The following is an 18,162-nucleotide window of genomic DNA, read 5'->3' as shown; positions in this document are numbered from 1 at the left end:
TCTAATTTTGCTACTTAAGCTTGGTTCTTCTTCATCGCAGCCAAGCGGGCTTCGATTTCAGAGACCGCCGGAGCTTCGGCTTCAATTGCCGACGCAGTGGGGGCTTCATCCAGAACGTTCTGCTCGCCCTTCATCGCTGCCAGTCGCGCTTCAACCTCAGTTTCTTCACCCAGATCCTCTAGGGCGGCGAACTGCGAGTCTAGCGAGGAAGCGGCAAGCTCGGAAGCACCACGAACCTTAGCCTCATCCTGACGGATCTTGTCTTCGAAACGACTGATCTCGCTGGTTGGATCATTCATATCCAAGGCCTTGAGCGTTTCCATCATCTGGCCCTGAGTCTTGGCATTACGCGCACGGGCTACAAGCTCATCACGCTTGCCTACCAATTCAATGCGCTTTTTACCCATGGTGTTCAGACCATCTTTGAGCTTCGCGACAACTTCGCGCTGCGAGGCAATGCTTGGAGCTAGGTTCTTGACCTTTGTCTCCGCCGCCATCTGACGCTGGATTGCAACGGTCGCTAGCTGGTTGAACTTCTGCGCGTTGCTAGCATCCCCGGCAGCCGAGAATTCTTCGGCTTTATTCGAAGCGGCAAGGGCTTTAGCGCCCCAAGACTTCACTTCATCCATAGCCTTAGCTTGGTCGTCTTCTGCCATACGCAGGTTACCGATGGTCTGCGCTACCGCCGACTCAGCCTGGGCAATGTTGTTGGTGTAATCGCGAACCTGCTGGTCCAGCATCTTCTGTGGATCTTCGAGTGCATCCAGTGCCGCATTGGCGTTGGCTTTACCGATCCCGAACATACGGGCCCAAATTGAGCGTTTCTTGGCCATGGTGCGTCCCTTCGTTAACCGCAACTTTAACTCTATGCGACGCAGTACTGAGCGTTAAACTCAGCTTCCCTTCATGGCGCGGAAAGTTGGGGCTGCGTAGTCACCGGCAATAACCCAAGGCCCGCAGAACAGCATGCTCGGAACCACCAGAATTCTCGTACTGATCATTGGTGATCCGAAACCGTTTAGTCACGAAACCAAACTAAACGACTTCAGCTGACATCATGGAGGCTATGAGCGCTCCGTGGACAAAATATCTAGTCAGACTAGCGCCAGTAGTATTGCTCCTGACTTTGGGCTTCTTGACAGACCTTGGATTGTGGCCTCGATTTGCTATCGCTGTTGGTCTGGCGGTGTTGCTTAGTCTTATTTTCCGTCGGGGTTCCAAAGAGCAGAATGAAGCGCCCCGAAGACCAAACGATTCGCCGTAGGACCCAGCATTATTTCAGCGCAAAGCAGACAGAAAGTTTCAATCTTTAAAGTGGCGTAGGAACCTGCCCGGAGCATCCAAGAACAACCGCCAGTTACGCACCATATCCAACTCGTCATAGCTACAACGGCGTAGACCCCACTGCCCGACCTCATAAATGTCGGCGCCCGGCAACGATGCAAGAATGGGCGAGTGTGTGGAGAGTACTACCTGGGACCCGGTAGCAAGCAAGTCTGAGATATGCGAGAGCAGTGTGAGGCTGCCTTCGAAAGACAGCGCCGATTCCGCTTCGTCAAAGACCCAGAGTCCGTTAACCCCGGAACGCGAGGTGAAAAATTCAATGAATGATTCACCGTGGCTTTGCAGATTGTGCAGTCCGCGTTTCTTTTGGTCTTCGCGGTCTAGGTCTTCGAGGTACGCGAAGTGTCCATGCATCGTTTCGGCTCGAAGGAACACTCCGGCACCTGAGGCTCCAGCACCACGCACTAGTTGCAGGTGCTGCCCCAGCGCGGATTCATTGTCATATCTTTGGTGGCGGGAATTTTGTGTTCCGCCTTCTACATTCAGGCCAAAGGCCTCAGCAATCGCCTCGACCAGCGTTGACTTCCCGGCGCCATTTTGACCGACGAAGATGGTCAGCTGGGACAGGTCCAACCCGTCGTCGAGGACCTGGCGTACCGCCGGAATCGTAGCGGGCCACACGTGTCGATCCGCCGGTGATTCAAGATCCTCTTGGACCCTGCGCACCGGAAGCATTTGGAAGGGCTGGTTCATACCTTCGAGGCTACCAAGGGCTAGGTACAACAAAGCCGCCGAAGCTAGGACGCAAAATTACCCCTGGCCTCGGCGGCTTTGATTCTGTCTTACTCGCTAGCTTCCTACGCGGTCATATTTCCGGCAAAGAAGTCTGCAATTTCTTGATGTGCGGACAACGGGAAGATCCCGGCAACGTACTGATCCGGGCGGACCACCACGATGGCGCCTTCCTTGCTGATCTCACGTTCACCGAAGATATCGCGGCCATGCCCGGCAGCAAAAACCTGGTTGATGTCATGCAGGCCGAAGGGCACCTTCAGCGGCTGGAAAGCCTTAGGAACATCGTGTAGCTCTACCTCGGTGTAATCCTGCTGGTAGATGGCCTTCAGGTCAAAGACCGCATCCTCGTCTACCCCGGCAGGCGTAAACAGATTACGCGGCGAGGCAGCGTCTTGGCTCCACCACGCGGCGAAGTCAGCCATCGGCGTGCCAGCCAGTGCTGGAGCCGCTTGGTCTGCGAAAGCGTAAACGCGCCAGCGGCCATCTGCTTCATGGAAATGACCAAGGTGACGCCAACGGTTATCCGCTCGGCGAATGACCTCAGCTGATTTGAAGCGTTTACCCACCGGGAAGCCCGGGGCCAAGTCCTGGTGTTCTAGACCGGTGGTGATCGCCGACTCGGTGTACTGAGTCATGAATCCGGCAGGGAATTCCATGGTGCTCACGTAGTAGCGTTCCAGCTCGTCTGGGTCTTCCCATTCCTCGACCGGCTTGGCCATCAGCGAGGACCATTCCTTGTCAAAGTTGATCAGGTTTTGCGCGATCACCTTGCGCTCTTCGGCGTAGGTGTTCAGCAGTGCTTCCGGGGCGCGGCCTTCAAGCACGGCAGCAAGTTTCCAGCCGAGGTTAAAGCCATCTTGGATGGACACATTCATGCCCTGACCGGCCTTCGCAGAGTGGGTGTGGCAGGCATCGCCCATGATGAATGCGTGCGGGGTACGGGTGCCGCGCTCTTCATCGGACACGTCGTCGAATCCGTCGGTGATGCGGTGGGCAACCTCGTAAACGGAGAACCACGCTACGGACTTCACGTCGAAACTGTAAGGGTGCACAATCCGGTTCGCGGTGGCAATGATGTCTTCTACCGGAGTATTGCGAATCGCCCCGGCGTCCTCGGCGGTCAGCTCGCCAAGGTCTACGTAGACGCGGACCAGGTAACCACCCTCGCGTGGGATCAACAGGATGTTGCCTGCATCGTGAGACTGAATCGAGCACTTCACCTGGATATCGGGGAAGTCGGTGTTCAGCATAATGTCCATGACACCCCAAGCGTGCAGCGAGGCGTCACCGTGTAGCTTGTGGCCCAATGAGCGTCGGACCGCACTGCGGGCGCCGTCGCCGCCGACGAGGTACTTCGCTTTGACCTTGCGCTCTTGCCCGGCAAGTTCTCCTGCCACATATTTGATGCGCGCGGTGACCGGGAATTCGGCTGCCGGATCGATTTCACAGTCCAGGTACTCCACACCGTAGTCCGGGGTGATCTTGCCCGGTGCACGTTCGGCGTCGCGTAGGAAGTAGTCCAGGATTCGGGCCTGGTTGACGTAGATGTGCGGGAATTCGCTCATGCCGGTGGAGTCATCGGCGGCCCGTGAGTGGCGAATGATGTTTTCGGGGTTCTGCGGATCTGGGGTCCAGAAGCACATCTCCACGTTGCGGTAGGACTCTTCGATAACCTCGTTGGCGAAGCCGAAGGCCTGGAAAGTTTCTACCGAGCGTGCCTGGATTCCGTCAGCCTGGCCTACCTGCAAGCGGCCCGGGCGCACCTCAATGGCGCGGGCATTAATGCTGGGAAAGCGCGAAAGCTGGGCGGCGACTACCGCGGCAGCTGGGCCCGTTCCAACGATCAACACATCCATCTCATCGGGGATTTCTTCCGAGCGGTCAATGCCGTAACCGGCAGCTGGCTTCACGCGTGGATCGCCGGAAACATAGCCTTTGTGATGGATCTGCATTTTTACTCCTTAGGAATGCCACACATTAGATTGTCTCTATAGTTGCGACACTGTTGTAACTATAGATACAATGGTAGCTATCCTTGACCGCAGGGGCAAGACGCAGATCACATCATGGCGGCCATCATGCGTTTCCGTGCACGGCGAAAAGACTAAAAATGACTAAAACTACCGAAGGCGGATCCCAGACTCTGGGCCGCGGACTCAAAGCACTCACGCTCATCGGCGAATCCCCCAGCCCACTGACCGTGGCCGAACTAGCCCAAGAGTTAGGCATTCACCGTTCCATGGCATACCGCTTGGTGAAGACCTTCGAACAATATGGCTTTGTGGAGCGTACGGCCTCGGGAGATCTGGAATTGGGAGCGCGACTCGGCGCCTTAGCGCGCAATGCTTCTAAATCTTTACAGGCCGCCGCCACCCCGCACCTGGCCACGCTCTCGGACGAACTGCAGATGACCGCGTTATTAGTAGTCTTCGACGGAGAAGCTGCGGTCACATTGAGCACCGCCGAGCCGCGTCATGCAGATGCCACCGTGGCACAACGTCCAGGAACCCGGCACCCTATCGACAATGGTGCCCCAGGACGCGTGATTCGTTCCCAGCTCAACCCGGAACAGTACCCAGCTCAGGATTACGAGTTCAGTTATGACGAGGTCATCCCCGGGCTCACCTCAATCGCGGTGCCGGTCAACCTACCGCAAAATAAGCCCGGAGCAATCGCGGTGATTTACCTGTCGCAAGAGTTGGACCAGCATCATGTGGCGCTGAAACTTACCGCCGCTTCCGCGCGAATCTCCGCCAGCTTGGGTGTGCGAGCCTAAGCGTAACTGCCGGCAAGCAACTCGCTATGCGGTGCAAGCTTCGTTAGAGCAACCGGAGTCGCGCGGCAGGTATGTTTCGGTTCCTTCTACTTTTTCCCACACCACGTGGCGGTGTTGGCCGCAACGTGCACAAGACGGTGCCAAATACGTGGCCCGCTCTTCCATGGTGTATGCCCGAAAATCTCCCATTTCGACCTCCCAGTGTGTGCGGGCCGCAACGTGCTCGCCGTGGCCCCGCCAAATCGTGCTTTCACTCTACGCCGGGATTGCCCACCGGGCTAGAGGCAGCCCGAACCACCGCTCACTAGTGCGATTGAGCGCCCAACGGGATACTAAGAATTTCGTCTCGGGTTTTCTTCAACGTCTTTTCGGACGGTCGCAGATAAAAGGAAGTTTGTTGCCAACCGTCCCCACTCCATGGTTCCACCTTCGGCCTCGGTCATCGCGCGTAAGCGTGCCAGACCATGACCATTGGGCGTCTGCGAATGTACGGGGCGGACACCGTTGTTACGGACCGAAACTACCCAGTGCGGAGGCTGGCTTTCATCAGTTTCTTCCTTAATCCAGATCACCATTTGGGTGGGATCAGCATGCTTCACCGCGTTCGTGGCTGCTTCGCGAATTATTCGCATGGCCAACTGCGGGAAGCTCTCTGTCTGGCCTAAACCCGAGCTGTGGATGCTAACTTCAATGCCGGTATCGCGCAACGAAGTAGCAATCCGTTCAATGTCCTCAATGGTTGCAGTGAGTTCTTCGGGGGCTTCTCGCTGGCCCAAGGTATCGAATGTTCTACGTAATGCGGTCATCGCTCCGGTCACCGCCTGGCGAACGTGGATCAAGCTCAACGCCGTGCGTGTATCGGTAGACGAAGCATCCAACGCGGCGTTGGTATGCAAGGAAGCTACCGCTAAATTATGTGCCAACTCGTCATGCAGCTGGTAAGAAATCTTCGAACGGTGCAAGATCCGCCCTTGTTCCTTTTCCGCCTCTGTGGTCCGCTCGGCAAACTCCCGAACGCGTCGTTGATGTTCTAGTGTCACCTCTCGCGTGGTGCGCAACTGGGCATAAAGAATTACCAGCGCAGACAACGAGGCGTAGGCCAACAACTCGAAGTCAAAGAGATCTTGGAAGGACGCCCCCTGTGCTAAGCGCACCGCACTCATCACGATGAACACCGCCAGGGCTCCCAGATAAGACAGCATCCGGTGTCCAGCCAGGGTGATCACGGCGAGGAAAAACAGCAACGCTGGAAGCATCGCAATCCGGGGCATAGCTAAAAGCAGCCAAACACAGACTCCCAGTCCTGCTACCAGCCAAGAGGTGCGCGCAAATCGATGTCGCAAAACGCTGAGTACGCCGAAACCAACGGCAAATGCCCCAGCGGTCACCAGGTACGCAGCGGTCATTTCTTGTTGACCGCTAGCTGGTTCACTCACCAGAGACAGGAGCATCACGGCCAGAAATATGGCCGCTGCCCAGAGAATACTTTGAATGCGCAGGCTGCCTTTTTCTTCCACGCTTTTAGTCTATGCCCCCTGCGGCATGTTCTTCGGGATGCTAGTAGCCCAAAGCGTTCAGAGTGACTTATTAGCCCCTAAAGAACTCACGCATCAACGCGAGTTGCTACCCCGTGGTCTTCCACAAAGCGTGGCCTACCAGCCATAATCCCGGTAAAGGTTTGGAAGAGGATCAGCCCTGCAATGAGTAGTATCGGCAGAGTCCAGGAATCGGTGGTCTCATGCAATGCACCGACAAGGAATGGTCCGGGGATGGCGATCAGGTATCCAATGGATTGTCCGAAGGTAGAAAGCTTACTCACCCCGGCGGCCGTGTGCGCTTTCAAACCGATCATCGTCAGGGCTAAGGGGAAGCTCGAACCGCAGATACCAAGAAGTACCGCCCAGATAAACGCACCTTGAACCGGAGCGATTAACAATCCGGCAACGGCGACTATCCCGGCAATTCCGTTGATGATCACCAGCGGCCCCTGATGGGAAAACTTCGCCGCCAGGGCAGGCATGATGAAAGATAGTGGGACGCCCACCCCAAGAATCACGCCAAGCAGTGCTCCGGCATAGGCTGGGTCCACTCCGAAGTCGGTAAATATCTTCGGCGCCCAGCCCATCAAAATGTAGGCGACGGTTGACTGCGCACCGAAAAACAGCGCAATCCACCAGGCCGTTGAGTTTCGGCTCATTGGCCCCATTGCGGGGGCTAAGACGTGAGTCTTGGGCGCCGGCATTTGAAGCTCGGTGATCTGATTACGTAAACCGAAATACACCACTACCCAAATAAGCGTCGCGATCAATGCTGGAATGGCCCATAGCGCCAGGCCACCTCGCCACGCGCCACCAATAGCGTCATTAACCGGAACCGCAATCGCCGCAACGACGGAGGCGCCAAGTGCTACAGCGGTGGTGTACGAGCCGGTGACCAGACCAATTTTTGTGGGAAACCAGCGTTTGACGAGCACCGGCATCAGAATATTTCCCACGGCAATTCCGGCAAGTGCAAGTGCGGTGAAGATGAAAAATACCCACGTATTTGGGGCGAGCGAGCGCAGGACCAACCCGCAAAGAATTGCGAGCATTGCCCCCACCACCACTAGCTCGGGTCCACGTTTGCTGGCAAGTCGCGGGGCTAGTGGGCCAAGGATGGCAAAGCATAGGGGCGGTACGCCGGTGATGATCCCGGCGATAAACCCATTCATTGACAAGTCTTCAATGACCGGATCCAGCAATGCGCCCAGCGAGGTGACTGCTGGGCGCAAATTTACTGCCGCAAGAATCATGGCAATGAGCAGTAACGCGCTAAAGCCCCTAGGCAGTGCCGGGTGTTTGGGATCCATAAAGTCATCCTAGCCAGCAACCTGAGCGAAGCATCCTTTGATGACCACCACCTGCAAATACTACTTCTGGTGCTGTTCGTGTCCCTGTGCTGCGGAAACGATGAGGTTGCTACCTTCAAGGGCAGAGCCGGAGTCTAGTGCGCTCATCCACTGGTCCGTGGTCGATACCGCGGCCCAGTTCGAATGCAACAGTGCCATCAGAGTTTCGTGGACCTGTTGCGCACTGGCGGAACCTGCTTCGTTGGCAATGTCGATGGCGCCGGTGGCGTCGGAGAGTACCTCGACACTAAAACCTAGTGGTTCGGCAGCTGCTACCGAACCGATCACGCAGTTGTTGGTCATGAAGCCGGTGAGCGTGATTGTGTCGATATTGTCTTCACGCAACCACGCTTCCAAATTCGTTCCGGCGAAGACGCTGGCGTATACCTTGGTGAAAACTTGCGTGGCCTGATCTGCGCGCTGCGCAATTTCGGGGTGCAGCTTGAAGGTGTCCGAACCCTCGGCAAAGACCGGAGCTTGTGCAGGCATTTGGTGCTGCACGATATATACAGGGATTCCGGCCTTCTGTGCCGCATCGATCGCTTGGGCGGTGCGCTCCAGCGATTGCTCACGTGGTGGGTACTGAATTTTCAGCAGGCCTTCAAAATATTCCTGCTGTACGTCGATGACGATGAGGGCGCGGCGTGGGCTGGTCATGGTGTTCTCCTGAGATCTTTTGTGGGGCTTAGTTGGTGTTTTACAGGTAGTGCTTGGCCAGAAGCTGCAATGTACGCACTTCTGCTTCGGGATCATGGGTGCCGATCACCAAGGTGATTTCATCTACCCCGGTCTGCTCCTGAAGTTGTTCCAGCTGCGCGGCCACGGTAGCGGCCGTGCCGCTGAAGGCTCGGTTGGTGTACATCTCGATAATTGCCTGCTCATTGAGCGTGCCATCAAAAGCGGCAACCTCGGCTGGGGAAAATAGCGTGAAGGACTCGCGTTTGAACATGCGCAGCATTCCCATAGCCATGCTCATTGCCTGACGTTTGGCTTCGAGAGGATCCTCGTTAACAATCGTGGAAACACTGACCATCGAGTAAGGGGCGTCCAGTACGGCCGAGGGCACAAAGTTTTCACGGTAGATGCGCATGGCACTGTCGATGTCTGCATCACCGAATTGCAAAGCGAACGCGTAGGGTCGACCAAGTTTCGCTGCGAGTTGTGCCGAATAAGGCGAGGAACCAAGGATCCATAATTCGGGAGCCACGGTGGGTGCTTGCACCCGGTTTTCCTTGGCCTGCCATGGCCCGGGTACCGCATGGACTGTTTCGAAGTGGTGGCCAGTTGGGAAGTCGTCGTGCAGAAAACCCATCAGCTCGGTCACCAGTTGCGGAAAGTTTTCATTCGCACTGTCGCCACGTCGCAGTGCCGCGGCGGTGACGTGGTCGGTGCCAGGGGCACGTCCCAGTCCCAAATCGATACGTCCGGGAGCAAGCGCTTCAAGAGTGCCAAACTGTTCGGCAATCACTAGCGGGGCATGGTTTGGAAGCATTACGCCGCCTGCGCCCAAGCGGATCCGTTGTGTTTCTGCGGTCAGCCGGGCGAGCATCAGCGGAGGTGAAGATACCGCCAGCCCTGGCATCGCGTGGTGCTCTGACATCCAAAAACGGTGATAGCCCAGTTCATCTGCCTGACGCGCGAGATTGATCAGCGAGGTCAGGCCTTGCTGGACCGTTCTGCCTACACCGACCGTTCCGCCGGTGTGGGCGTTGAGTGCGAAGGGAGCGGAGCCAAACTTTGGTGCGGGATGCAATGAAACCTCTTTTATCACGGATATTTCTTATTTCTAGCGTGATATGAAGATAACACTTTCTCACGTCAAATATCTACTGCTAACATGAGAAGTATGAATCACGCACCTCTTCCACCCGCGCCGGGGACTGAAGCACACCTGAGTCTTGCGCTAGTAAACAGCATGATTCACCTGCCGGGCGGAAAAATTGTTGACCACCTGGATTCGCCTGAAGCAACCACCGCGTGGCTCATTGAACGAGACCTCGTTGATGGCAAGGAACAGCTCCTGTCCTACTGCCAAAGTAAACTCTGTGGGCTGCGTAGCGATCTACAGAACATCTTCCTAATGCAGGCAACAAACCAAAAAATTGACCAGCAGGTCGTGGATCGCATCAATAAGGCGCTGACCGTCGCGCCACATATTTCACTGCTACATTACTCCGCGGACGCAGGGTTTTACCGGGCAGCCGAACACCCGGTCACTTTGCTCGTTGAACACGCAATGTCGGTCATTGCCGAAGATGCAGTGACGCTCCTGACCTCCGAGGAAGCCGAGCTTTTGATCCAGTGTGAAGCAGAGCCCTGCCACAGGTTCATGCTGCGAACCCACGGACGCCGACAATGGTGTTCCACCCGTTGCGGAGACCGGGTACGTGCCGCACGCGCTTACGCGCGCAAACGTGAGAGCGCGTTAAACAGCTCAACCTAGGCACGAAGCCTAGGCTGAGAGTTGAGCGAACGTAAGTTACTACAAACTACGCGGCGGGAATTTCTTGTACTTGCGGTAATGATTCACGGCATTAAGTATCAGATAGACCCGGCGACGCGGATGTTTCTCTTCCTTGAACTTCAGCGGGTTCGAGACCTTACCCTCCTTGAGCAACGCGGCGGCTTTCCGTCCGGTGTCGCTGTCAAGGAAGCGTCGCAGCAGGTGGTGCGGCAGCACGGTGAATAGTCGCTCGGCACGCAACTGAAGAATTCCAATACCGGTATCGATCACCGCATCGGTCTGTGGGTTGGAAGAGTCAAAGTCTTCACCGAGGAATTCGGTGACATAAAAACGTGCAGGATTAATCCCGGCAGCGGTCAGATAATAATGGTTTCGCCCGAGCCTCGGGTTGATCTCAAAGAACTTCACGACGCCATCACGGTGATCATATTTTGCATCGATCATCGCGATTCCTTGCCAGCCCAATTCCTCGAGCAAGCGGGCACCGTCTACGGCCATCTGGTCATTGCGTCCGGTGACTATGGCAGCGGAGTTACCCAACACCAATGGTGCATGCTCCTCGATGACTACCTCACCATATCCGGCGAAGATCACCTTCTTTTCTTGCGTAGCAAAGTAGGTGCATAGACGCATCGCATCATCAGAACCTGGAATGTACTCCTGCAAGATGTAGCCGGAAGTGTAACCACTGGCATCGATGCGTCCCAGCAGGTCTTCTAACTGGGCCAAGTTTTCCAGCGTGTGGATCTTTTGCTTGCCGGCGAACTTTGCGGCGATCCAATCGCCGGAGCTTGACGGCTTACCAATCAGCGGGAAGGCCAGCGACTTAGCCATCGCGGACAGGTCATCGCCCGCGCGATAAACGGCGGTACGTGGGTGCGCGATCCCCATCCGTTCGGCGAGCGCGTAGAAGTTCTCCTTCAAGGCGGCAGCCTCGATGACTTCTAGTTCTGGATACGGGATCACGAAGTATTCGCTGAGCTGCGCACGATGCTTGGCAATCAGCATGATGTGGAAGTCTAAAGATCCGAAGAGCATGAGCGGGCGAACCGTTTCGCCGTTGAGTTGCTCGGCAAGGGCGATAAGTTTGGTCACTACCCGCGCTTCATCGACCATGGAGCCAATGGGGTGCAACTCGATGGCTACCGAGTGTTCAATGACTCCGTTGCCGGCCGCCGGTACTACGACCGAACGCACCTGGTACGCCTCATAAAATTCGCGCGCCAGAGTGTAGGTGCCGATGTCGCCGCCAAGGATGACGGGGACAAAAGGCTGAGAGTTCTCAATAGCCATGGGGTTTAGTTCCTACTTCGCTCGCCAGTTCATATACTTCTCAAAGGCCCAGGCAAGTGGCTTATTCAGTGCCAGATCCCATTCGCCATTGGTCTGCACAATGTCGCAACCCGTATTAGTTTTAAACTTGGTCAGCCCAGACAGGTGGTGATCTCCGTCCAGGGTTGCGCTGACGCCACCTTGGTCCAGGTACTTGCAGCCAGCTTCAATGGAGTCGGTAATCATGTGATGCATGATGGCCTTGGGAGCAAAGAGTTTGCGCTGCTCCGAGGACGAGGCGCCGTAGAGGTACCAGGCAAGATTGCTGGAGCGCAGCACGATTGCCGAGGCTAGATCTACACCCTCATGACTTGCAACGTAGAGCGTGCAGGAGCCGGGTACCGCCAGGTTGAGTACCGTGTGCATTTTTTCAAAGTAGCTCAGCGGGCGTCCGGTGAATTCTTGACGTTCAGCGGTGTGATTATACAGAGCATGGAAGCGTGCCATGTCCTTGGTTTCACCGATTTCAACCAACAGTTCACTCTTGAGCGACTTCCGCGTTTCGTTGCGGGTGGTGGAGGAATAGGAAGCCATCACTTGATCGGTATCTAGCTGGTTTCCTGCCGGATCCTGCAATGCCACCCGTGCCACGTATTCTGGCTGGCCGGCGGCAAAGTCCATACCGACGTCTTGTTTGGTGAATCCTAGATCGCTCAGTGCTTCGTTGAGCTTGCGCGCGTTCTCGTTGACCGATGCGGTTTCCAGATCGGCGAGCGAGGCGAGCTCGTCTTTACCGAACGCCTTGCGCACGGCGGCCGCACCCCAGGTGCGCACCGACAGCCCTGGCCCAACACGTAGCTGGAAGGCGCCACGGTTTTTCAGGTAGCTGGCCAGCAGTGGAAGGACGGTTCGCGCGTCATAGCTGTCGAAGTCTATGACCGGACCGTCTGGAATGTAGGCGAGGGTCTTTTTAATTACCGGCGCTTGTCGGTGCAGGATTAAGGCGACACCAACGAGGGTCTCACCATCAAACCAACCGAGAGATTCTCCTCGCCAGCCTGCCTTGACCTGTGCCCATTCGGGACGCTGAAGGAAGCTGACACCTTGCGCGGTAGCAAGGAACGCGGAGTGCTCGGTGCTGGATATTGGACGCACGCGAAGTTCATTGTGGCTCACAGGTAAAAGCCTATCGCGGTTTGCTTGCCACCCCGGGGATGATGCATGGCAAGCAAATGAGTCAAGACGTTGGGTCTTCGCGGGTTCTGTCGCGGTATCTGGTCGAACAAAGATCTCAGGCTGTGAGCAAATGGACATGCTCAGCCACATCAATGCCTACTAGCTCATGACCCAGGGACGGATTTGGTGTCATCGAGCTCACGCGTGCATTCTATACCCCAAGGGGGTATTATTGGTACATGGACTCTCAGACAAAGATTGCGGAACCAGTGGCGCCTCATGGCTACACTCCCCAAAAAGATGCCTTGCGCAAACGCCTCAACCGGATCGAGGGGCAGGTTCGCGGGGTTGCTCGCATGGTGGATGAAGACAAATACTGTATCGACATCCTCACCCAGATCTCGGCAATTAACGCTGCCCTACACAAGGTCAGCCTGCAACTGGTCGAAGACCATATCGGCCACTGCGTGGTGGGCGCCGCCGAAGAGTCGCTGAGCACCGGGGACCCAAGCATCGTTCAAGACAAAATCTCCGAAGCTACGGCTGCAATTTCCCGACTTCTGCGCTAGCCGACAGAACTTTCAATCCCCCGATAAGAATAGAGAGCAAAATATGAGCCACGCTTGTAATTGCGGTTGTTCCGATAATTCAAACTCTTCAAGCCAAGGCTTGCAGATTATTCCTCGCCCGGACAGCACGCCAGTCATTTCCCAAACTGAACTAAAAATCTCGGGAATGACCTGTGGGCACTGCGTCTCATCGGTATCCGAGGAACTGAAGGAAATCGCAAACGTGCAAGACGTTGAGATCATCCTCGACGCAAAGGGTATCTCTACTGCAATGCTGAGCACCTCGGGCACCATCGAGGAAATCGAGGAAGAAGTGCTTCGAGCAGCAGTTGAAGAAGCTGGCTACACTCTCGAATCGGTCAGCAACTAGCCCTCTGCCCTAAGGACTAGCAGCCACCGCAATTCAAACTTGTCGCAGTCTGGTCCATGATGGAGTATTAAAAAGACCGCAAGTTGCGGATCAGCGACTTCTGCTGGCCTCGCGGTCGGTACTTCCACGAAAGTAGGACAACAGATGAACGAGCAACGCGTATTCAAGGCAGTCGTAGGTAAGCAGGCCGGATGGTGGAACATTTGGGTTCCCGAACTGGACCATGTCACTTCCACACGCAAGTCCCGCAAGATTTCTGGGTACACCCGAAGCTTGATCGCAGCGGTTCTCGGAATCCCAGAATCGTCTTTCCGCGTGGAACGCGAATCAGTTTCCGCCGAAGAATTTGAACGCCGCTACACGGAGGCCGTACTAGCCACCGATAAGCAGGAAAAGAAGTAACTCACGCACTTGAGCACCTGGCGGGCATCCCTAGCCAATGAGCACCTGACGCACAGTCGCTAAACAGTCACGGTAATTAGAGTAGTAACTACCTTCCTCAAAGGTGCGAGTGATGTTCCAAGGCCCAGTTCATAATGAGCTGGGCCTTGGGTTCTAATTACCAGATTTTTCGGATTTATCCGGATCTTCCATGAATCCGCTTCACACTTCGCAGTGAGGTTCTTATCCGGTTACTAGACTTAAAGACCGCCGCAACCCGCACGCTCCGCAGTGTTTTTGAAGGCCATAACTTGAATTCTAAATAATACGAAACATTACGGGCCGCCGAAAAAATCAAGCCATCTCCCAGCTCAGGATTTTTAAACCCTGCTGTCAGCGCTACTTTCAAGCCCCAAAAGCGTTCTCCTTATCTTTAATTGTCCTGCCAACTAGTGCTTTATATAACAACAGCGAATCGTAGATCAGCTTTCTGCAAGATCCTTCGTTCCAGTGCGATGGCAAAATTACCCGGCATATCAACCGCAAACCCACAGTAAAGAATCCCTTCAGTTTGCTTCATAAACTAAAACATGGGCATACTGTGACAGCTATCACAAGTCAATTGCCGTTGACGCGTGGCGGGAGAGATCCGCCCCAGCCAAGGGCGGACGCCGTAGGAGCAATTCCTCCCCAGGAAACTCTCAGGCCCCCGTACCGCCACGATGAGGCAAATCTGGAAAGTAGTATGGGCTTTGTCCATACTCACCGACGGAGCAAACCTTGCACCCAATGACGGGTCAAGGTGAAAACTCTCAGGTCTTCAAACAGATTGGGGAGGAACAAAGAACAGTGCCGCATTGTCTGCACCCGATTCGAAAGTTCCCCCAATGGTCAACCTTCTTCGCACTCAGCCCGGGTCACAGCTCATCGAGCTGCGCCCCGCGCATCATGGCGTGCAGAATCTTGTCCTGGAGAACGAGCATTCGGTTGCAAATGTAGATCTGCCGCAACGTGGGCTATCCCTCGGGACTAGCTCATGGCACCTCTTCGAAGCACCTCACCACTCCTGGAAGGCAGCAGAATGAGCACCACCAGCTCTTCGCCCAAGCTCGAACGCGGGCTCTCAAACCGTCACATTCAGCTCATTGCAATTGGCGGTGCCATTGGTACCGGTCTATTCATGGGCTCCGGCAAGACCATCTCGGTCGCTGGCCCATCGGTCATTTTTGTTTACATGATCATCGGCTTCATGCTGTTCTTTGTCATGCGTGCCATGGGAGAACTACTGCTGTCGAACCTGAACTACAAAACCTTCGCCGATTTCGCCGGTGATCTGTTGGGGCCATGGGCTGCGTTCTTCACCGGCTGGACCTACTGGTTCTGCTGGGTGGTCACAGGTATTGCCGACGTGGTGGCGATTGCTCACTACGTTGCCTACTGGTGGGGCAACCTTCCGCTATGGATTCCGGCGCTGGCTTGTATCGCACTGCTGCTGGTGCTGAACCTGGCGACCGTGAAGGCCTTCGGCGAAACCGAGTTCTGGTTCTCCATGATCAAGATCGTCGCCATTGGTGCGCTGATTGTGGTGGGCCTGGTTATGATCATCACCAAGTTCCAGTCCAACGGCGCTACCGCTTCCTTTAGCAACCTCTGGGCCGACGGTGGCATGTTCCCCACCGGATTCATGGGCTTCGTAGCTGGTTTCCAGATTGCAGTATTCGCATTTGTGGGAATTGAGCTCGTAGGTACTACCGCGGCAGAAACCAAGGATCCAGAAAAGACCCTTCCTAAGGCGATCAACTCGATTCCGATTCGAATCCTGTTCTTCTACGTAGGTGCTTTGATCATCCTCATGGCCGTTCAGCCATGGCGTCTGTTCTCAGCAGGGGAATCACCATTCGTTGGCATGTTCGCGCTCGCTGGGTTGGCTGGTGCGGCAGGCATTATCAACTTTGTGGTGCTCACCTCGGCAACTTCCAGTGCTAACTCGGGGATCTACTCGACCTCCCGAATGCTCCGTGGCCTGTCCATGGAGGGTGATGCACCGAAGGCCTTCGAAAAGCTTTCTGGTCGCAGCGTCCCACGCAATGCGCTGATGTTCTCCTGCATGTTCCTCCTCGCCGGCGTGGTGCTGCTCTACAGTGGCGATTCGGTGATTGCGGCCTTCACGCTGGTGACTACGGTCTCCGCATTATGCTTCATGTTCGTCTGGTCGATTATCTTGATCAGCTACCTGGTGTACCGCAAGCGTCGTCCACACCTGCACGCAGCGAGCAAGTTCAAGATGCCAGGCGGAGCGTTCATGCCATACGTGGTGCTCGCATTCTTTGGCTTCATCCTGTGGGCATTGACTACCCAGTTAGATACCTTGCAAGCGCTACTGATCACTCCACTGTGGTTTGTTGGCCTAGCGGTTGGTTACAGCGTTATCCGCCGCAATCCACAGCATGCACAGCTTCGTGCACTGCACGTGAAAAAGGTCGCTGCCGAGCGTGAAGATGCCGGAGCCTTCCGGATTCACGGTCCCCGCGTGGAAGACACCATAGATTCTGAAACGCACTCGGTGTAATTAGCCGAGTTTGGCACCGCATCCCCTCGTGGGGTGCGGTGCTTTTTTATATCCGTTCAGTTGCCGGGCATCAGGAAAGCGCTACTCATTGAGCGCTGCGCGGCGATTGACCAACAGGCCGATGGCGATACTTTGCAAGGCGCCAAGCGCGGCGCCCAAGACTGTCATGGACAACCTGTCGACTAACAAACTGGACATCGGTTCGGCACTGCCCAGATGCACCATCAACAAGGCGGTCACGGTCATGAAGATCATGCCCACCGCGTAGTGTCGCAAGATCACCATTTCTATGCAGAACTGGCTGGCGACGGCCACCAGTAATATCAGCCAGATCGGTGGATCAAACATCACGATGACTCCGGTGAGCAGCACTCCCACACAGGTACCCACACAGCGTTGAATAGCGCGGGAAACCCGAGCATAGGTGTTCAATCCGATCACCGCGGCGATGGCACCCAGGCTCGCCCAGTACCAGTGATTACCACCAAAGGTATAGGCCACGGCCCCGGCGATAAATACGGCGAGCGCCATCTGCGTAGATTCCGTATAGGCGCGCGGGTTTGGATTCCAGGAAAAGCCATTGCCTAAGGTGTGTAGCAAATTGGAGCGACGCAGCGAAAGCCCCAGCATGAACAACACGCTGAAAATTACCGTGCCCACGCCAACCATCAGAACGCCAACAAAATTATCGGCGGTCGCAGGAACGCTAATGCAGGCGCCACCGGCAAAGACTGCAAAGACCGGTCCTGGTGGCAGCCAGCGGACGGCGCAGGATACAAAATTCGCGCCGAAGGCAATAGCCGCCAACACCAGTATGCGCACCACGAACGGTGACTCGATCATGGAGAAGAAGGTACCCAGCGCCATGGCTGCAATTTGCACCAGGCCACTGCTCAGCTGCTGCCAAAAACGGACCGCATCGGTATCGTAGCGACCAAAGACCGAGCAAAATGCGCCAAACGCGGCGTACATGGCCCAGTCCAGTCGGCCGGTAACGGCCAGCAGAGTCAGTGGAACTGCCACGCAGAAGGCGGCCTTTGTGGCTGGGACCAATGAGGGCCTCGCCGGGCCCACGGTAATGCTGTGTTCCCACACTGCTTTCAGGTGTTGTTTCACTGAGCAGACTCTTCTTCTTGAGCAACGACTAACTGCAAGAGTTCACGCAGTTGCTCGCGCTGTGCGACATTGAGGACTCCAAAGAGTTCCATTTCGCTGTCTCGCGCAGCATCCATGGCCTTGGCCGTGAATTTCTGACCGGCATCGGTCAGGGTGATGATGTTACGCCGCCGGTCATCGGGATCGACGCTGCGTTCCACAATGCCACGCTGCGCCAGTTCATCGAGGTAGGCCACCAAGTGGCCACGGTTCAGGTCGGTGCGTAGCGAGAGATCGTTTTGAGACATGGGCGCAAACTCTTGCAAAGCGGACACGATCATGAAGTGGTTACGGGTCAACGCTTCTGATTCCATCATCGCGGTGAGTTTGAGAGTGCCCAAGCGTCCTACGCGGGAGGCGAGGTAGCTCAGTGAGCCCCATTGAAATTTCGGAATCTGTTGCTCGTTCATCTCATCAAGATATCATTTCATATTGAAACGATTTCTTTAGGAGCGCATTTACTG

General features: G+C 55.7%; 18 protein-coding genes and 1 riboswitch. Of the genes, 7 read left to right on the top strand and 11 right to left on the bottom strand.

Features of this window, described 5'->3' with window-relative positions; genetic code table 11:
- Positions 1 to 14 precede the first annotated feature (14 nt).
- From CQ011_RS09905 to CQ011_RS09895, 3 genes are all read right to left on the bottom strand, one after another.
- On the bottom strand, positions 15 to 833 hold the full coding sequence (locus tag CQ011_RS09905) for a PspA/IM30 family protein (protein ID WP_105677548.1): 819 nt from the start codon (positions 831 to 833) through the stop codon (positions 15 to 17).
- A gap of 469 nt (positions 834 to 1,302) precedes the next feature.
- Positions 1,303 to 2,037: an AAA family ATPase gene (locus CQ011_RS09900; protein WP_105677547.1), complete on the bottom strand. Its 735-nt coding sequence runs from the start codon at positions 2,035 to 2,037 to the stop codon at positions 1,303 to 1,305.
- Between the two features lie 104 nt (positions 2,038 to 2,141).
- Positions 2,142 to 4,031 (bottom strand): FAD-dependent monooxygenase, encoded by a 1,890-nt coding sequence (locus tag CQ011_RS09895; RefSeq protein WP_105677546.1) that lies wholly within the window; start codon positions 4,029 to 4,031, stop codon positions 2,142 to 2,144.
- A 158-nt stretch (positions 4,032 to 4,189) separates the two neighbouring features.
- Between CQ011_RS09895 and CQ011_RS09890 the strand changes: the two genes are divergently transcribed.
- Complete coding sequence (locus tag CQ011_RS09890) at positions 4,190 to 4,855, top strand: IclR family transcriptional regulator (RefSeq protein ID WP_105677545.1); 666 nt, start codon at positions 4,190 to 4,192, stop codon at positions 4,853 to 4,855.
- A 332-nt stretch (positions 4,856 to 5,187) separates the two neighbouring features.
- On the opposite strand, the gene CQ011_RS09885 is transcribed toward CQ011_RS09890, so the two are convergent.
- The 4 genes from CQ011_RS09885 to CQ011_RS09870 form a co-directional block, all read right to left on the bottom strand.
- Positions 5,188 to 6,372 carry a sensor histidine kinase gene (locus CQ011_RS09885; RefSeq protein ID WP_105677544.1) on the bottom strand — a complete coding sequence of 395 codons (1,185 nt, stop codon included), beginning with the start codon at positions 6,370 to 6,372 and terminating at the stop codon, positions 5,188 to 5,190.
- Between the two features lie 86 nt (positions 6,373 to 6,458).
- The gene (locus CQ011_RS09880; RefSeq protein WP_105677543.1) at positions 6,459 to 7,703 is read right to left on the bottom strand and encodes a CynX/NimT family MFS transporter; all 1,245 of its coding nucleotides are present in this window, start codon (positions 7,701 to 7,703) and stop codon (positions 6,459 to 6,461) included.
- 60 nt (positions 7,704 to 7,763) lie between these two features.
- Positions 7,764 to 8,399: a cysteine hydrolase family protein gene (locus CQ011_RS09875; protein WP_105677542.1), complete on the bottom strand. Its 636-nt coding sequence runs from the start codon at positions 8,397 to 8,399 to the stop codon at positions 7,764 to 7,766.
- Between the two features lie 40 nt (positions 8,400 to 8,439).
- Positions 8,440 to 9,495 (bottom strand): LLM class flavin-dependent oxidoreductase, encoded by a 1,056-nt coding sequence (locus tag CQ011_RS09870; RefSeq protein ID WP_105677635.1) that lies wholly within the window; start codon positions 9,493 to 9,495, stop codon positions 8,440 to 8,442.
- Between the two features lie 93 nt (positions 9,496 to 9,588).
- On the opposite strand from CQ011_RS09870, the gene CQ011_RS09865 reads away from it, so the two are divergent.
- Positions 9,589 to 10,185, top strand: coding sequence for a CGNR zinc finger domain-containing protein (locus CQ011_RS09865; protein ID WP_105677539.1), 597 nt, complete (start codon positions 9,589 to 9,591; stop codon positions 10,183 to 10,185).
- A 39-nt stretch (positions 10,186 to 10,224) separates the two neighbouring features.
- Here CQ011_RS09865 and CQ011_RS09860 read toward each other — a convergent pair whose 3' ends face one another.
- Positions 10,225 to 11,499 (bottom strand): carboxylate--amine ligase, encoded by a 1,275-nt coding sequence (locus tag CQ011_RS09860; protein ID WP_105677534.1) that lies wholly within the window; start codon positions 11,497 to 11,499, stop codon positions 10,225 to 10,227.
- 12 nt (positions 11,500 to 11,511) lie between these two features.
- Positions 11,512 to 12,654 (bottom strand): lipid II:glycine glycyltransferase FemX, encoded by a 1,143-nt coding sequence (locus CQ011_RS09855; RefSeq protein ID WP_105677531.1) that lies wholly within the window; start codon positions 12,652 to 12,654, stop codon positions 11,512 to 11,514.
- Between the two features lie 239 nt (positions 12,655 to 12,893).
- Between CQ011_RS09855 and CQ011_RS09850 the strand changes: the two genes are divergently transcribed.
- The 5 genes from CQ011_RS09850 to cycA all read left to right on the top strand — a co-directional run bounded on the left by CQ011_RS09850 (position 12,894) and on the right by cycA (position 16,543).
- A complete protein-coding gene (locus CQ011_RS09850; RefSeq protein WP_105677528.1) occupies positions 12,894 to 13,223 on the top strand; it encodes a metal-sensitive transcriptional regulator in 330 nt (109 codons plus the stop codon).
- Positions 13,224 to 13,266: 43 nt separating this feature from the next.
- Positions 13,267 to 13,593, top strand: coding sequence for a heavy-metal-associated domain-containing protein (locus CQ011_RS09845; RefSeq protein ID WP_181148064.1), 327 nt, complete (start codon positions 13,267 to 13,269; stop codon positions 13,591 to 13,593).
- A 144-nt stretch (positions 13,594 to 13,737) separates the two neighbouring features.
- Entirely contained in the window at positions 13,738 to 13,995 is a 258-nt protein-coding gene (locus CQ011_RS09840; protein WP_105677524.1) for a hypothetical protein, read from the top strand.
- Positions 13,996 to 14,603: 608 nt separating this feature from the next.
- Positions 14,604 to 14,701: riboswitch (glycine riboswitch) on the top strand.
- Positions 14,702 to 14,861: 160 nt separating this feature from the next.
- Positions 14,862 to 15,059: a hypothetical protein gene (locus tag CQ011_RS09835; RefSeq protein WP_105677521.1), complete on the top strand. Its 198-nt coding sequence runs from the start codon at positions 14,862 to 14,864 to the stop codon at positions 15,057 to 15,059.
- The gene (gene cycA / locus CQ011_RS09830; RefSeq protein WP_105677518.1) at positions 15,056 to 16,543 is read left to right on the top strand and encodes a D-serine/D-alanine/glycine transporter; all 1,488 of its coding nucleotides are present in this window, start codon (positions 15,056 to 15,058) and stop codon (positions 16,541 to 16,543) included. The genes CQ011_RS09835 and cycA overlap by 4 nt, the downstream gene beginning before the upstream one ends.
- Positions 16,544 to 16,624: 81 nt before the next feature.
- Here cycA and CQ011_RS09825 read toward each other — a convergent pair whose 3' ends face one another.
- Together CQ011_RS09825 and CQ011_RS09820 are read right to left on the bottom strand one after the other, a co-directional pair.
- Positions 16,625 to 17,659, bottom strand: a complete 1,035-nt coding sequence (locus CQ011_RS09825; protein ID WP_105677514.1) for an FUSC family protein — start codon at positions 17,657 to 17,659, stop codon at positions 16,625 to 16,627.
- Entirely contained in the window at positions 17,656 to 18,108 is a 453-nt protein-coding gene (locus CQ011_RS09820; protein ID WP_105677511.1) for a MarR family winged helix-turn-helix transcriptional regulator, read from the bottom strand. Before CQ011_RS09820 ends, CQ011_RS09825 begins: the two co-directional genes overlap by 4 nt.
- Positions 18,109 to 18,162 lie beyond the last annotated feature (54 nt).

This window comes from Arthrobacter sp. MYb213, from assembly GCF_002979915.1.
GTDB lineage: Bacteria > Actinomycetota > Actinomycetes > Actinomycetales > Micrococcaceae > Glutamicibacter.
Note: the sequence above shows the minus strand (reverse complement) of the source record. Positions and strands in the feature narration are given on the sequence as shown.

Coding starts and splice junctions, on each gene's coding strand:
- CQ011_RS09860 (WP_105677534.1), bottom strand. CDS start 11,499: ATGGCTATTGAGAACTCTCAGCCTTTTGTCCCCGTCATCCTTGGCGGC.
- CQ011_RS09880 (WP_105677543.1), bottom strand. CDS start 7,703: ATGGATCCCAAACACCCGGCACTGCCTAGGGGCTTTAGCGCGTTACTG.
- CQ011_RS09840 (WP_105677524.1), top strand. CDS start 13,738: ATGAACGAGCAACGCGTATTCAAGGCAGTCGTAGGTAAGCAGGCCGGA.
- CQ011_RS09820 (WP_105677511.1), bottom strand. CDS start 18,108: ATGAACGAGCAACAGATTCCGAAATTTCAATGGGGCTCACTGAGCTAC.
- cycA (WP_105677518.1), top strand. CDS start 15,056: ATGAGCACCACCAGCTCTTCGCCCAAGCTCGAACGCGGGCTCTCAAAC.
- CQ011_RS09905 (WP_105677548.1), bottom strand. CDS start 833: ATGGCCAAGAAACGCTCAATTTGGGCCCGTATGTTCGGGATCGGTAAA.
- CQ011_RS09845 (WP_181148064.1), top strand. CDS start 13,267: ATGAGCCACGCTTGTAATTGCGGTTGTTCCGATAATTCAAACTCTTCA.
- CQ011_RS09850 (WP_105677528.1), top strand. CDS start 12,894: ATGGACTCTCAGACAAAGATTGCGGAACCAGTGGCGCCTCATGGCTAC.
- CQ011_RS09900 (WP_105677547.1), bottom strand. CDS start 2,037: ATGAACCAGCCCTTCCAAATGCTTCCGGTGCGCAGGGTCCAAGAGGAT.
- CQ011_RS09865 (WP_105677539.1), top strand. CDS start 9,589: ATGAATCACGCACCTCTTCCACCCGCGCCGGGGACTGAAGCACACCTG.
- CQ011_RS09890 (WP_105677545.1), top strand. CDS start 4,190: ATGACTAAAACTACCGAAGGCGGATCCCAGACTCTGGGCCGCGGACTC.
- CQ011_RS09835 (WP_105677521.1), top strand. CDS start 14,862: ATGGTCAACCTTCTTCGCACTCAGCCCGGGTCACAGCTCATCGAGCTG.
- CQ011_RS09895 (WP_105677546.1), bottom strand. CDS start 4,031: ATGCAGATCCATCACAAAGGCTATGTTTCCGGCGATCCACGCGTGAAG.
- CQ011_RS09875 (WP_105677542.1), bottom strand. CDS start 8,399: ATGACCAGCCCACGCCGCGCCCTCATCGTCATCGACGTACAGCAGGAA.